Annotated in this window: 19 protein-coding genes and 4 pseudogenes; 11 read left to right on the forward strand and 12 right to left on the reverse strand. The window is 47.2% G+C overall.

All coding sequences use genetic code 11. From position 1 onward, the window contains the following. On the forward strand, positions 1–366 hold a 366-nt coding region (locus ABF86_RS11820), incomplete at its 5' end, for an integrase core domain-containing protein (RefSeq protein WP_160803636.1). Then, a complete protein-coding gene (locus ABF86_RS11825) occupies positions 363–539 on the forward strand; it encodes a hypothetical protein (protein WP_160803637.1) in 177 nt (58 codons plus the stop codon). The genes ABF86_RS11820 and ABF86_RS11825, both read left to right, overlap by 4 nt. A 169-nt stretch (positions 540–708) precedes the next feature. Here ABF86_RS11825 and ABF86_RS11830 read toward each other — a convergent pair whose 3' ends face one another. From ABF86_RS11830 to ABF86_RS11845, 5 genes are all read right to left on the reverse strand, one after another. Then, the gene (locus ABF86_RS11830; protein WP_204987608.1) at positions 709–945 is read right to left on the reverse strand and encodes a hypothetical protein; all 237 of its coding nucleotides are present in this window, start codon (positions 943–945) and stop codon (positions 709–711) included. A gap of 34 nt (positions 946–979) precedes the next feature. After that, on the reverse strand, positions 980–1,273 hold the full coding sequence (locus ABF86_RS11835; protein ID WP_041353831.1) for a BrnT family toxin: 294 nt from the start codon (positions 1,271–1,273) through the stop codon (positions 980–982). A 340-nt stretch (positions 1,274–1,613) separates the two neighbouring features. Further along, entirely contained in the window at positions 1,614–1,796 is a 183-nt protein-coding gene (locus ABF86_RS12970; RefSeq protein WP_011635019.1) for a helix-turn-helix transcriptional regulator, read from the reverse strand. Continuing rightward, positions 1,768–1,944: a hypothetical protein gene (locus tag ABF86_RS12975; protein WP_240142331.1), complete on the reverse strand. Its 177-nt coding sequence runs from the start codon at positions 1,942–1,944 to the stop codon at positions 1,768–1,770. Before ABF86_RS12975 ends, ABF86_RS12970 begins: the two co-directional genes overlap by 29 nt. Further along, the gene (locus ABF86_RS11845) at positions 1,928–2,122 is read right to left on the reverse strand and encodes a type II toxin-antitoxin system RelE/ParE family toxin (protein ID WP_041353558.1); all 195 of its coding nucleotides are present in this window, start codon (positions 2,120–2,122) and stop codon (positions 1,928–1,930) included. The genes ABF86_RS12975 and ABF86_RS11845 overlap by 17 nt, the downstream gene beginning before the upstream one ends. An 81-nt stretch (positions 2,123–2,203) precedes the next feature. Here ABF86_RS11845 and ABF86_RS12980 point away from each other — a divergent pair, with 81 nt between their 5' ends. The 5 genes from ABF86_RS12980 to ABF86_RS11875 all read left to right on the forward strand — a co-directional run bounded on the left by ABF86_RS12980 (position 2,204) and on the right by ABF86_RS11875 (position 7,321). Continuing rightward, positions 2,204–2,485, forward strand: coding sequence for a sugar nucleotide-binding protein (locus ABF86_RS12980; RefSeq protein ID WP_011635018.1), 282 nt, complete (start codon positions 2,204–2,206; stop codon positions 2,483–2,485). Positions 2,486–2,630: 145 nt separating this feature from the next. Continuing rightward, the gene (locus ABF86_RS11855; protein ID WP_011635017.1) at positions 2,631–3,656 is read left to right on the forward strand and encodes a class I fructose-bisphosphate aldolase; all 1,026 of its coding nucleotides are present in this window, start codon (positions 2,631–2,633) and stop codon (positions 3,654–3,656) included. Positions 3,657–3,994: 338 nt separating this feature from the next. Further along, a complete protein-coding gene (gene pta, locus ABF86_RS11865) occupies positions 3,995–6,124 on the forward strand; it encodes a phosphate acetyltransferase (protein ID WP_074685634.1) in 2,130 nt (709 codons plus the stop codon). 283 nt (positions 6,125–6,407) lie between these two features. Continuing rightward, positions 6,408–6,863, forward strand: a complete 456-nt coding sequence (locus tag ABF86_RS11870) for an antitoxin Xre/MbcA/ParS toxin-binding domain-containing protein (RefSeq protein WP_041353556.1) — start codon at positions 6,408–6,410, stop codon at positions 6,861–6,863. A gap of 14 nt (positions 6,864–6,877) precedes the next feature. Beyond that, positions 6,878–7,321, forward strand: a complete 444-nt coding sequence (locus ABF86_RS11875; protein WP_041353555.1) for an RES family NAD+ phosphorylase — start codon at positions 6,878–6,880, stop codon at positions 7,319–7,321. A gap of 36 nt (positions 7,322–7,357) precedes the next feature. On the opposite strand, the pseudogene ABF86_RS12465 reads toward ABF86_RS11875, so the two are convergent. Further along, positions 7,358–7,546 (reverse strand): annotated as a pseudogene (locus tag ABF86_RS12465) (IS5/IS1182 family transposase); the annotation flags it as partial. 14 nt (positions 7,547–7,560) lie between these two features. On the opposite strand from ABF86_RS12465, the gene ABF86_RS12640 reads away from it, so the two are divergent. Further along, entirely contained in the window at positions 7,561–7,902 is a 342-nt protein-coding gene (locus tag ABF86_RS12640; protein ID WP_041353554.1) for a zinc ribbon domain-containing protein, read from the forward strand. Here ABF86_RS12640 and ABF86_RS11885 read toward each other — a convergent pair. The 3 genes from ABF86_RS11885 to ABF86_RS11895 form a co-directional block, all read right to left on the reverse strand. After that, positions 7,899–8,477: a DUF1292 domain-containing protein gene (locus ABF86_RS11885; protein WP_240142332.1), complete on the reverse strand. Its 579-nt coding sequence runs from the start codon at positions 8,475–8,477 to the stop codon at positions 7,899–7,901. The two genes, ABF86_RS12640 and ABF86_RS11885, sit on opposite strands and share 4 nt — an antisense overlap. A gap of 53 nt (positions 8,478–8,530) precedes the next feature. Further along, positions 8,531–9,145, reverse strand: coding sequence for an SCO family protein (locus tag ABF86_RS11890; protein ID WP_011635012.1), 615 nt, complete (start codon positions 9,143–9,145; stop codon positions 8,531–8,533). Between the two features lie 115 nt (positions 9,146–9,260). Next, positions 9,261–10,622: a hypothetical protein gene (locus ABF86_RS11895; RefSeq protein WP_011635011.1), complete on the reverse strand. Its 1,362-nt coding sequence runs from the start codon at positions 10,620–10,622 to the stop codon at positions 9,261–9,263. Positions 10,623–11,186: 564 nt separating this feature from the next. Here ABF86_RS11895 and ABF86_RS11900 point away from each other — a divergent pair. Further along, positions 11,187–11,292, forward strand: a pseudogene (locus tag ABF86_RS11900) (IS5/IS1182 family transposase); the annotation flags it as partial. 216 nt (positions 11,293–11,508) lie between these two features. Here ABF86_RS11900 and ABF86_RS11905 read toward each other — a convergent pair. Both ABF86_RS11905 and ABF86_RS11910 read right to left on the reverse strand, forming a co-directional pair. Next, positions 11,509–12,264 (reverse strand): hypothetical protein, encoded by a 756-nt coding sequence (locus ABF86_RS11905; RefSeq protein WP_011635010.1) that lies wholly within the window; start codon positions 12,262–12,264, stop codon positions 11,509–11,511. Positions 12,265–12,381: 117 nt separating this feature from the next. Next, positions 12,382–12,621, reverse strand: a complete 240-nt coding sequence (locus tag ABF86_RS11910) for a hypothetical protein (protein ID WP_204987609.1) — start codon at positions 12,619–12,621, stop codon at positions 12,382–12,384. Between the two features lie 241 nt (positions 12,622–12,862). Here ABF86_RS11910 and ABF86_RS11915 point away from each other — a divergent pair, with 241 nt between their 5' ends. Beyond that, positions 12,863–13,042, forward strand: coding sequence for a hypothetical protein (locus tag ABF86_RS11915; RefSeq protein ID WP_082211265.1), 180 nt, complete (start codon positions 12,863–12,865; stop codon positions 13,040–13,042). Then, a pseudogene (locus ABF86_RS12985) lies at positions 13,041–13,190 on the forward strand (IS5/IS1182 family transposase); the annotation flags it as partial. The gene ABF86_RS11915 and the pseudogene ABF86_RS12985, both read left to right, overlap by 2 nt. 370 nt (positions 13,191–13,560) lie before the next feature. On the opposite strand, the pseudogene ABF86_RS11920 reads toward ABF86_RS12985, so the two are convergent. Next, positions 13,561–13,703: pseudogene (locus tag ABF86_RS11920) on the reverse strand (IS481 family transposase); the annotation flags it as partial.

Here is a 13,703-nt window from a genome sequence, read left to right on the forward strand (position 1 = left end):
GGGATGCGTGCGCAGCGTCAGATGTGTATAAAAGACAGGGTACACCATAGCGACAGAAGCTCGCAATATGTCTCCATTCGCTATACCGAGCGACTCGCCGAAGCCGGAATAAAACCCTCGGTCGGCAGCAAGGGCGACAGCTACGACAACGCGCTGGCAGAAACCATCAATGGGCTGTACAAAACAGAATTGATTCACAAGCGTGCCCCCTGGAAAACCAGGGAGGCCGTGGAGCTGGCAACGCTGGAATGGGTAGCCTGGTTCAACAACCAGCGGCTGCTGGAACCAATCGGTTACATCCCTCCCGCAGAAGCTGAGGTAAACTACTATAGGCAATTCGCCAAGGAAGCCATTCCGGTGGCTTGACTTTAACCAAACAGCCTCCTCAAAACCCGGGACGATTCAAGGGAAGGGCCGGTGGTTGTCGCTGGAATAACGGAAGTGGTGTCAACGACTCCCGGGGTGGTGGGGGTGGCATGTTGTGGAGAATATATCGTGCAGCACGGGAGACTCCGCCAGATGAAAATGGCGGACGGTAATGCAAAACCAAATACTATATGCACCTGTCCTCTATACTCTACACGGTTTCTGATGGGCTACAGCTTTATCCTGACAAAGCAGTTATGTCGCATGTCGCGCCGCCCGTGTTTGACCTTGCCGAATATTCCATGAAAACCGTGGTTTGTGTCCCCATTCTCGTGAAAATAATTAGTCTATCAGATCCCGCGTGGCTTCTTCGATTACAGCATCAGATACGCCGCGTTTTTTTAACGCTTCGATCAGTCGTACTACTGATATGCCGGAATACCGTTCTTCGTCTTTACGTAATCCTTCACTAATGTATGACTTCAGTAATGTCTGGTATCCGGAAAAACCTTTATGCGGAGCAATTTCCTTTAGGGATTCCACGACATCAATCGGGATGCGCAATGTGATCGATGTCATTGGGCGATCCTTTTGCAGGCGTTTTTTTAAGCGTTCAGAGAGCATAGTTGAGTTCCTCCTCGGGTTCAGCGCGGCGGGCGGAAATAATACGGATACAAGATTCTTCAATCTCAATATGAACCACATAGAGCAAGCGGCCGGTCACATCAAAACCAATAGCGGCATCGCGTGCTTCATCGTTACGGGAAGCATCAGTCAATATAAACAATGGATCGGAGAAAACCGTAGCAGCTTCCTCGAAACGGACGCCATGCTTGTGCAGGTTTTTTTCTGCCTTGTCTGCGTTCCAAATGAACAAATCGCCATTCAGCTCGTAATAAATGTTCATTGTAAATATTTTATCATTTGTATTTACAATGTAAACATATAACAGCATGGAAAATAGAGACTACCCATTAGCCGTCCGGGGTCAAGCGAGTGAAGAAATCCATGGCGACGTGAGTCGCCGGTTTTGAAACCTGTTCTTCGTTTGCAATAGTCGATCACGTCCGTTTCTTCCAATCATGGCTGCGACAAATCGCGCCAGACATGTTCTGTGGTCAAGTGAGCGGCGATAATTCTGCCCGTCACCCTGGCGACTTCGCCGTCCATGTTTGACCTTGCCGAATATTCCGAGAGCCGTGGTCTACCCCCATTTCCTCCCATTTTCACCATTTTTTCCTCAAATTTTAGTACGCCAATTGTTCGAGAGTGATACCCATCGCCGTCGCAGCCTTTTCAAGCGCTGCCTTGCGCGGACGCTTGGCAGCTTCGATCTGTGCGTAACCTGCTTGCGTGATGCCCATGCGTTTGGCCATTTCTTCCTGGGTCAGCATCAGGTATTCACGCCAGGCTTGCAGCATGGATCTCATTCATGATGTGTTTTCCAACAACTTCATTGGGGATCATGCCTGGTCTTACTACACCAGGCAGCTTAATAAATTCATCATAAGGCACGACCACAAAAGCCGGCTTTCCACTGCTATCCAGAATGGTCTGGTAGTTAATAAGTGCGCTCATTGCGTTTTTTCACCTCTTCAATATCAATAACATGAATGCTGCCGTTGAACTCGAAGAACACCCGGTAGTTACCTACCCTCAGCCGATAGCTGTATTCGTGATGAGTAAGTTTCTTCACCCCTTGGCAGTTTGGAAAATCAGCCAATGCTTGAATCTCTGTAAATATCTTCTGGCGCATAGCAGTTGTTTTGATTTTCTCAACTTTTTAAGGGCTTTGGGCTTCCAGTCTTTTGCGAAGGTAAAAATAAAAAGAGTACACATGAAGATCTTGCTATTAGGCCAATCCGGTCAGGTGGGCTGGGAGTTGCAGCGTAGCTTGGCTGTGCTGGGGCAGGTGGTAGCGCTGGGGCGTGATAATCATGAGTATTGCGGGAATGTTAGTGATCCCGGAGGGGGCGGCTACAGTGCACGCATTCCTTTCATCTCTGGGTTGACCTTTACCCCTGGGTGTTCTGCGACTGAAGCGCCAAAAGACGTCAAAAGCTTTATTTTTTGTGCTAAACAGACTGGGGTAGCGTCATCTTTCGATCAATTATCATAGCAGTTGACAACGGAGCTGGCTTTCAATAAATTGAAAGTTCATGGAAAAGAGAATTTACTTTTCTTGTGTCTCTCACCCGTCCGGGCTCTTAAAGTAGTTCCCACCAAAGATCCGGTTTGATGTTTAAGCCGCAAAGAGGATGCTCATGAATATTCAAAATCAGTTGCAGGCAACCGTCGAGGCGTTAGTACAGCAGGGCAAAGGTATCCTGGCCATGGATGAAAGCAGCCCGACGATCGCGAAACGCTTCAAACCAATCGGGGTGGAATCAACCGAGGAAAATCGCCGCAGTTACCGCAGCATGTTATTGGCAACACCGGGTCTCGGTGAATTTGTCAGCGGTGTTATCTTGTTTGAGGAAACCCTCGGGCAAAAAGCGGATGACGGTACTCCGTTGCCGGCGCTCGCCGCGCAACAAGGCATTGTGCCGGGCATCAAGGTCGATAAGGGTAAACTCGCGTTGGCCAATGCGCCTGGGGATGAAATCACCGAAGGTCTGGATGGTCTGGCACTGCGTTTGGAGAGCTACAAGCAGCAGGGCGCACGATTCGCCAAATGGCGTGATGTGTACCACATCTCCGCAACCACCCCGAGCCGGTTGGCCATCGAGGCCAATGCCGAGGTCTTGGCGCGGTATGCCTCTATCTGCCAGACGCTGGGCATTGTGCCCATCGTTGAACCCGAAGTGCTCATCGATGGCGATCACAGCATCGACCGATGCGCTGAAGTCACTGAAGCGGTGCTGCATGAAGTATTTCATGCATTACACTGCTATCACGTAATTTTGGAGCATATGCTGCTGAAGCCCAACATGGTAATCCCGGGTAAAACGCACGCCCAGAAGGCCAGCCCGGAGGAGGTGGCTGAGCAGACGATCAGGGTACTGCGGCGCACCGTGCCGGCGGCTGTCCCCAGCATCAATTTTCTGTCTGGTGGGCTGACTCCGGAGGAGGCGACTGCCAATCTCAATGCCATGAATTGTCTGGCACCGCAACCCTGGGACCTGAGTTTCTCGTACGGCCGTGCATTGCAGCAGCCTGCCTTACAGGCCTGGAAAGGCAATGCAGGTAATGCCGCAAGTACTCAGGCTGCACTCTATCTGCGTGCCAAACTCAACGGTGCCGCACGTCATGGCAGCTATAGTGTCACGATGGAGCCAGCGCAGGAGTGAAAAATCGGTGAATAGGCGCGTTTGGGAACTGCATAAGTTATTCTATTCATAGCCGAGCTTGGCTGTACTCAGGCCACGGCCCGGAATGATATATCTTGGTTTATTAATAATTATCAAAGGGCGCAATGGTATTTGAATGGCGGCAGATGTTATGGAGGCGGGGCATTTGTCCGTCTTGTACCTGTGCGATCCGATCGGCGGACTGATGCAGATTCCATGTATCGAATGCAATGCCATAGGATCAGTCAAAGCATCCCCGTGCATGGCCATACGGCAGGAATGGCAAAGGTCACGCAGCCGTAGCGGGAGAAATGCTCGCCCATCACTAAACTAGCGTCGTGGCCAAGAGTTTGTACCTGACGTCTGCCGAGGGGCGCACCGGTAAGAGTGCCGTAGCACTTGGACTACTCGATGCTCTTCTCGCGGATATCCCTTCTGTGGGTATCTTTCGGCCGCTTATTCGCTCCGGCAGCCAACGAGATCGTGTGCTTGAGCTGTTGCGCGAGCGCGCGGGCGGCATGATCCCCTATGAGGTATGCGTTGGCGTGACCTATGAAGACGCCGCGCACGACCCGGATGCTGCCATGGTGCAAATCGTGGCTCGATTCAAAGCGCTCGAAGCGCAATGTGATGCGGTCATTATTGTGGGATCTGACTTCAGCGACGTTGCAGCGCCGAGCGAGCTTGCCTTCAACGCGCGGGTTGCAGCGCACCTCGACTCACCGGTGCTGCTCGTGCTGGGCGGGCGCTCGTCCCAGAGCGGCCCCGAGATCCTCGGTCAGTCTGCGGCGCGGACTGCCGCAGAGCTCGCGCAGCTTGCTCAACTGAGTCTGCAGCAGCTCCAGGCTGCACACGTCTCACTGCTTGCCACCCTGGTCAATCGGGCGGATCCTGACGCGCTCGATCACATTCGCAGCGCGGTCGCCGTTGTGTTGCCGCCAATGACCCCGGTCTGGGCGATTCCGGAGGAGGTGTTGCTTGTGGCTCCAACGGTTGCGTCAGTGCTTGAGGCGGTCGAGGGAACTTTGGTACGCGGTAGCGAGGAACTGCTGAGTCGTGAAGTACCCGGCCTCGTTATTGCTGGTATGGCGATGGAGCACGTGCTGCCGCGACTCATCGAAGGTGCAGCCATTGTGGTTGCCGCCGACCGGGCCGAGACTCTGCTTGCTGTTGTAATGGCGCACGAGGCTGTAACTTTTCCAACCCTTGCGGCGGTGGTGCTCAATGGCGACTTCGCGCTCTCACCCGATATCGAGCGATTGCTCGATGGCATTGATTCGCGGTTGCCCATCATTCGCACTTCCCTTGGCACGTTCGACACGGCGCAACGCATTGTCCGCGCCCGCGGTGTTCTGACGCCCGACTCGCGTCGCAAAATCGATACAGTCCTTGCTCTGTTCCGGGAGCACGTCGATGTGTTTGACCTGCGCTCGCGGCTGAGGGTGTACACTGGTGGCGTCGTCACCCCACTCATGTTTGCGTACGAGTTGTTCGAGCGAGCAGCGACATTTCAGTCGCATATTGTGCTGCCGGAGGGCAGTGACGACCGGATCCTGCGTGCTGCGAGCACGCTACTTTTGCGCGGTGTGGTGCGACTCACTATTCTTGGCCAGCCCGCTTCGGTAAGGCAGCGTGCAGCCGAGTTGGGGCTTGACCTCGATCGTGCCGATGTCATTGATCCAGCAGAGTCGCCGTTATGCGAGCAGTTCGCCGAAGAGTACACGCGGTTGCGCGCGCATAAGGGCGTCAAGATTGAGGAGGCCCGTCACCGGGTCACCGATGTCAGCTACTTTGGCACGATGATGGTGCACTTTGGCCTCGCCGACGGTATGGTCTCGGGTGTCGCGCACACCACCGCTCACACAATCAAGCCGAGCTTCGAGATCATCCGCGCGCGCCCTGGCGTCTCAGTTGTGTCAAGCGTCTTCTTCATGTTGCTTGAGGATCGGGTGCTCGTTTATGGTGACTGCGCGGTGAATCCCAACCCGAACGCCGAGCAGCTCGCCGACATTGCGATCTCATCGGCCGAGACAGCCGCCCAGTTCGGGGTCGAGCCTCGCATTGCGATGCTCTCGTACTCGACGGGTGGGTCGGGCAGCGGCGCCGAGGTCGATTTGGTGCGCCGGGCCACTCAGCTTGTGCGCGAGCGCCAGCCCACGTTGCTTGTCGACGGTCCGATTCAATATGATGCAGCGAGCGACCCAGTGATCGGGGCTGCGAAGCTGCCTGGATCACCTGTTGCTGGTCGCGCCACCGTTTTCATCTTCCCCGACCTGAATACGGGCAATAATACCTATAAGGCTGTGCAACGCTCGGCCGGTGCCATTGCGGTCGGCCCTGTGCTGCAGGGCCTGGACCGTCCCGTGAATGATCTCTCGCGTGGCGCCACGGTCGAGGATATCGTAAATACTGTCGCGATCACCGCTGTGCAGGCAGGGCTCGCGCGTAACAAGAAGAATTCCGTATGAGCCCAATGGTGGATTGTCATCGCTCAAGTATCTACCAATCTGTAGTGGTCTAATTTGCCCGGGAGCTGAAATGAGCTACCAGCTCGTCAAACAGTTGCCAAAGAAGGCGATCCCTGTTGCCCGTAGTTTGTAAGCAGTTTATGGCTTTAGCCGGATGACTGTGTTCGCAGATAAGGGTGGCTTTGCACGTTAAGAACATTTGCGACAGGGCCGCTTGCTTGAATCTCTATCAAGATTATGATCAAATGATTATAAAATTTTATTCATTTGATGGTATTAAATAATGGGCATTGAATTAAAGCAAGCCAAACAAAAGAAAGAGCCAACCGGACATTCTTTCCAGGAATGGGGGGCGATGATCCGGAAGATGTCTCCGGCAAAGAGAATTGAAATGGTACGAGGCGGAGTAAAAGTAGTCCATTTAGTTGAAGCGGGTTGCTACTACAATATATCTCAAGCAAAGCTTTCAAAATTAATTGGCATCTCTGATGCGACTATTACCCGAAAGATTAAATCGGGTGGAAAGCTTGGTCCTTTGGAATCCGAAAGATTGGCACGAATTGCACTCATTGAGGCTGAAGCAGGAAAGGTTTTTGATTCGTCAGATCTGGCAAGACGCTGGATGCTCGAATCTAATCTGGCTTTAGGCGAATCCCCTCTATCATTACTTGATACGGATATGGGCGCCGATGAAGTCAGGAAAGTTTTGGCTTCCATTGCTTATGGCAGTGTTGCTTAGTATTTGCCTGGAGGATTTCCAGGAAAGAATTTGCTCTCGACCGTACCGGATACGGAGCTAGCATAAAAGGGCAACGTTGGAATAGCGCTGGTATACCTACAATTTATGCAGGGCTCTCGCTGGAAATTGCAGCACTGGAAAAGCTAGTACATACAGGATCGATTCTTCCATTGAATCTCATGGTCGTCAGAATAACTCTACCTGATGACAATAATTTCTATAAAACTCCGCCACTCGATGCTTTGCCAGATGATTGGAATACCCTTCCAGGATCACCAACAGCAGCAGCTTATGGTGATTCGTTCTTACGCAAAGGAAAATATCTTGGTCTAATTGTGCCCTCTGCGGTGATCCTGGAAGCCAGAAACATAGTGATCAACCCAAATCATCCAGCGATGAAAGAAGTAGAAATTGAGATTGTTCGTGATTTTACATTCGATTCCAGACTCCGCTCTTAATCTACAGATTTAATTAAGATTATCTGCGGGGACTAAAGTGTGCAGTTCACTGCGCTTGGCAATCTGCACCGTGACAAGTTCGCCCAGAATTTCTCGCATGCCTCAAATGGTTCTCCGGTATAGTCGCTCTATTGCACAGCAGACTTTTGACCTGCCCCAGACTCTGCTTGCAGCGTTTTAGGGCTTGCAATGCCATCCTTTGCGGTCAGTCACTTCCGCCGGCGTCATGATGTGGTTTAATGAAACCGGACAGTTATCTCATTGCTCGTACCTGCCCAGCTTGTGGCCATGTGTCGGCGGACAACCGCCAGATGCAAGTGCAGTTTGAGTGCATGGAATGCAGTTTCGAGGGAAACACCGATGTGGTCGGTGCGATCAATATTTTAAGGGCGGGACACGCCCGGTTCGCCTGTGAAGTGGGCGATGCAACAAGGTCACCAGCAGCAGGAATTTGCCGAAGCAGCTCAATGCTGCGCCTGAGCGTCGTAGGAATCCTCCGCCTTTTAGGCGAAGGAGGATGTCAATCAGTTCTGTTTTCTTCCTATCAGTTCTTTGGCATTCTTCTTTTTCGTAAGAACTAGAACCTCTGCTTGTTACTTGTGGGAGTACAGATTTTATTGAGCAATGTAATAGCAGAAAGTGATTCTTTATTAATATGTGTTCTTCCCTTTCTTGCCCAATCATATACCTTGTCAATTTCCAGAGTATTTCCTTTGACCTTTGCCTGAACTGTATAAGCGTCGAAACTGAGATTTGTATTAAAATCGATCCAATCGAGCGGTATACTAAATTCTCCTCCTTGGGAAATGGGTGTGATATTAAAATTCATCAGGGATGAATTTCTAATGAATCTGCCCAGGATGGGGGAAGCATGATCATCGCCATTGGATTGAGATAAACGTTCATATACTATCACCTGATTCTCTTTTTCTTTGTTGATAGGTAAAAGAAGTACATACGTTTTTCCATGTGTAATGTGTAGAAGTAGATAATCACGCTTGCTTCCCTGCAAGCGCTCCCCTCTCGTTTTAACTTCGAATATGAGATGATTGTTATCAGATGAAATACCTGCCATTACCCGTAATATGTCCAATTCGGGAGAAATGGTTTTGTCCATAAAAGAGACAATTATTCGGGGATCAGGATCTATTGTCATGCTAAAAACAGATTTTGTTACCATGAATAGGATTGCAACTAATATCATCCTATTCATGATTTGAATAATTTTTTGTCTTCATGAAAAATTCTTGCCATATCTCTGGCATCTTTTAAAGCATCAAAAATTACTCTAATTCTTCCTGCTGGATCGACCAGAAAGGCTGTGGTACTGTGATCAACCTGATAATGGGTTTGGTTACCCACATTCTTTGTATAAAAGATAGCCTCTACCTGAAAGGCGTTTTTGAAACGCTCCAGTTCTTCTCCTTCAAAACGTAAATAGGAAATGTCGGTGCCAAAGCTTTTCGTATAATTGGCCAAGATTGCTTCTGTGTCTCTATCCGGATCAACCGTGACAAAAATTCCATTGATATCAATCTGTTCACTAATTGCTGTTTTAACCATCGTGGATAAATTAACAAGTGACATCGGACAGACATCTTTGCAGTGAGTAAATCCGAAAACAATGAGCTTCCACTGACTGGTACCAGTTGTACTAGCTTGTTCGAGGTGAATGATTGTTTCTGGCTGTAATGTTATTGGACGGGATAATGTAATAGTTGCTGCTCTGATATCAGCTTGTACAAGAGTAAGGAATAAGATAGTAATAACTTGAAAATAGTAATTCCGAAAGGCCCTCAATTTCATTCCATCTATTTTTTTCATTAGTCATCCTTAATAACTGTTTTGCATTCATTACTTGTTTTTAAACTGATTCATCCTAATTTTTATCTGATAATTTTTTGGATAAAAGAAGATGAATCAGTTTTCTTTACTACAGCTAGCGAAGACCACCGGCAGTACAAATACCATGCGGTTTGGTTAGGCCATCATTCGGTCCCCAGGCTTTGACAACAGTATCTGTCTCTGTATCTATTTTGAGTACATAACCTGAAACCCAGCTTGCGACTATCAGAAAACGATTATCCGGTGTCGGGCTGATTGTGTGAGCTACTGCATATCCGTTGGGTAGCTCCCGGCCAGGTTTAAGTCTTTTCAGGAATCGTGGCTTGTTACGATCAGTCAGATCAAATACAGAAATGTATCCGTCATTGGCAAACGTGAAATCAAGTGAATCTTCTTCTGCGATATAGAGTTTGCCATTGACTACTGCAAGATCAGAAGGAGAACGGAAAATACCTGCCCCATTTGCATTATTGGTATGGTTAATAATCTTCTTTGCGGTGCCCTCTAATGTATCAAGTAACCACACGCTGGGAGGGATAATCTGCTTAGTATTAACAGAAGTAAGCGAGGTCTTATCAAGCTGCATAGAAGCAGTCACAGCATATCGTTCATCCAGCCAATATACAAAGTGGGTAAATGCCGCGTGCCGTTCTTCATCACCCAGCTTGATCTGTCCTATCGTTTGCAGCTCCCCTGTTTGTCTATTAGGTTTATAGACGTCGATAAGACTGTTATCAAAGAAATAGCCAGTTCCAAGACCAATTGTTCCTGATTTATTAAACATGATGCCGTGCGTTTGTTCCGTATAATCAGGGATGACAATAGGATCCACGCCACTTACAAGTTCATTTGTTTTATGGTTGAAGACACGCACTCTATCTGAAGTAAGTTCAGTTAGATAAACAAAATCTGAGTAAGGCAGAATTGTGGGGCCATGTATCTGTGTTGTTCCCCTCCCTACCAACCAGTGAGGGATATTTTGGACATTGTTGACAGGTTCAACAAACGGAAACTCTGCTGGTGTTCCTGGATTATCTATAGCTATTGTAGCTTCTACTTCAAGTGAAGTTGTTCCTGCATCCCAGTTAATATCTTTTACTTTCAGTATGACAATGTAAGCAGAATGTTCTGCTGTGTTATCAGTTGTGATTAAAATCTTATCACCTTCTGGAAATACAAGCGTATGCTGTAATGGAACATTTCCTGGCCACCCGAAGAGACTTGTTGGTTCGACGGTAATCAGCTTGTCTTTATCGTAGTTAAAGAGATAAATCAACCCGGAGTGATAATCTATTGCGGTTGCTACAGGTTGCAGATAATTGTTGTAAACATCGAGATACTGATATGTCGGTAATGGTTTTGGATGATTTTTTGCGGCGAGGATTACTGTTGAAGATAATGAGAATGTACATATTATTACTAATAAAACACCTTTGATCCAGTTGCTTGAAATCATTTATAAGCTCTTTTTTATGTTGTTTAAATAGGTTTCAAAGTAGCTAAAATTAGCCAAATGCAGAGATGTAGTAAATCAATATAAAAATATTACATTGATGAATAGCCGCGTAAAGAAGGATATTTAGTCGGTTGCGCAGATTATTTTTACGTGATTGCAACACTTTTAATAAGTATCATCTATAAGCCTGAGATGCTGCACTTACACATGAGATAATTAGATGTAGCTGCGGAAATCAATTGTCTGACGAGCGGTGGAATAATCTAATAATAATAATTAGTGTTACTGAATTCTGACATTTCGTGCAGTTGTCTATTAAAATAACATCAGTTATAAAAAATATTGAGAGTAAAAAAAGTTACTGTCCTATTTTTCCACTGAAAGAAATATAATGAAAATATCGTTTATAGTATTTCTTGTAAGTTCTTTATGCTGATGTAGCAAACACAAATGTAGATTATTGGGCGCCTCGAAAAATATCGACTCGCCCCTTCTTGGTCGACTTGGTAAAATTACGCTGTCCTGAAACCCGTTCTTCTCTTGTCGATAAAATCACATAGCCCCCTGTTCGACGGCGTCTCCGCGCAGCTTCTCCAGCAGGGGTTTCATCGCGCGCGGCAGTCAGATCATCGACGCCACGTTGGTGCCGGCGCCCAAGCAGCACAGCAGCGATGACGATGGTGGCGACTTGCTACAATCTGAAGCGTTGCTCTACTTTGGGGAGACAGGAATCAAGGCACTTTGATACCCGAAATGGGCCGAATCGCCAATGTCCAGGACGATTCGGGGTAAAAACGGCGATTTGTCATGAGACTAGAACCGAATTCGGTCGCGGCCATCATTTCGCGGCAAGATTTACTGAAAACCTCGGGTTATTCGAGGTGTCCTATAATGTAACTAGCTGCTTTCTGAAAACGTCTAGTGATTCATGTCCTATTGATGGTTGAAACGTCTCCTCCCTCAAAGGAGGGATTGATGCTTTAAGCATATTTGCAGGCTTATCTTGCGGGTTAAATAGATAGTATAATTCTTGGCATTTTTTCAACACACCAGCTGCATCAAGATCCTTATTCTCTGCCTTTACCGTGAGTTGATATACTGATATGAAATCATTCAGAGATACCTTTTTCATATCCACGATTGATCTGTAGAGTACAAAAGCACTTACCTTATCGCATTTACTTTTCAATTGCTTGGATGTAACTGAACGCGACCAGCCAGCAAAATCAAGGCGAATCATAGACACGCCTTCAAGAATCGCACAGTATCTTATAATCTCACTTTCAGAACCCTCTGCTGAACCAAATAAAATATCAACAAAGCCAGATACCATGGTATTAACGGCTGATGTAGTATCTCCCGATACAAAGCCCTTAATGGAGTCATTAACAACACTGCTGATGTTTTTTGCGTTATCTGATGTGTAGGCTTTTGTCTGATAGATGAAGGATTGTATAGATGAGATAGGGAACGTTTTATCAGTCCCTTGACCCGCACCTAATAGACTCGTATTAATTTTTTCCGCGTAGTACTGAGACTTGGCCTGTCCAAGAGCCATAAGAGAATCAAGATGAGCTGAACATTCATCTCTCAGAGCACCGCTCGCATCTTCGCCAATTAATGCCTTTGTAATTGCTGCCATAATTTATTTTCCTTAAAATACCAGGTATTTATTTGTCATGTGATCGTAACAATACATCATGATGGTTGGTACACGTCCATACGTAATTTGGAGTATCTCCGTTACCTAACTCTCTCCTTAAATCTCGTAAGTTTTTCCCCCAGTAGGAACACCCTGCGAGCTTTTATAGATACCTTCTTCGACGTCGCTCTCAGGAATGTGATTAAACGTTGCATAATTTGATTTGGCTGCTGCAGTGAAAGCTCCTGATTCTTCGTGACTCGGATGAGGTTGGCTTTGCTTTCGATAGTACGTAATTTTTATCGTGTTGGGGGAGGTCATAGGTTGAGTCATATAAAGTGCCATAATGTTTTCCATAAATAACTTCGAGGCCAACCAGTTGCTGAATCGTATTTCAATATGAACCTCGAAAAGGTTGATCAATTTTAAAAACAGATGTGACAACGTAGATGGGTTTAATAATTTTTAAACTGGCGTAAGTGAGAATAAGGTATGGACGGAATAGTCAAAGTATGAAATAGCGCCAGTATTGCAGGTTATTTATCCAGTTCATGAATACACGGATTCGTTCCCCTCTATTTTCGTCGCAGAAAATTCAATGCCGGGTCAGCGCCATGACATCAAAGGCGTCAAGGAGCTGATCACTGGCATAGATTCTGGCGCCTTGCTGGCAGACAAAACGTTTGATGCAAAACTGGTTGATTCAAACGTTACAGCAGCGAGACTATCACGTGGTGATCTCTCAGATGAGTCGACGCAAAAATCCTCTGGCCATTGATTCGGAGATATACAAATGGCGCCATCTCATAAAAAATTTCTTTGGAAAACGCAAAGAGTTCAAGCGTATTGCTTTTCGCAGCGACAAGACCGGCTGCAGCTTCTCATCAGCCATTTATCTGGTATCCGCTGTCATCAACTCCAGGTGAATCTCAGCAGGCCCTGATGTCTTCCAGATATATTAATTAGTAAGATGAGCATTTTTTGGGTTACCGTGGCGTTATTTTGTAAAATCTTCAGCGCTGAAGCAGCCCATCTCTTCGTCACCTTTGTGACTGCGGACGTAGCGCAGCAAGTTTCTGCTGATACAAAGGCTAAATCTCGATATGCTGCGAATACAATCTTGATATGAGCTGATTTTTGAAGCTTTTCGATATAGGAACCTGTTCAATATCTCACTGAAGAGCGCATTACGGCGTTGAAATTGAACTCAAAATGCTCACATACTTCAAGTATGCTCTGCTTTCTCGTTCAATTTTGCCTTGTATTGCATCTCTTGATCGAGATCTTGAACAGGTTCTAAGTGTTTAGTCCCACGGTGTGCTGGAATGGGTCAAAGATAAAACGATCTGGCTCATTTTTCCAGATTTTGCAGATGTATTCATAGGGTGTTAGGCCTTTGAGAGCTTTTAGTCTTTTGGCGAAGTTATAAGCCATCACAA

It is taken from the genome of Nitrosomonas sp. GH22 (assembly GCF_009833115.1).
Lineage (GTDB): Bacteria > Pseudomonadota > Gammaproteobacteria > Burkholderiales > Nitrosomonadaceae > Nitrosomonas > Nitrosomonas eutropha.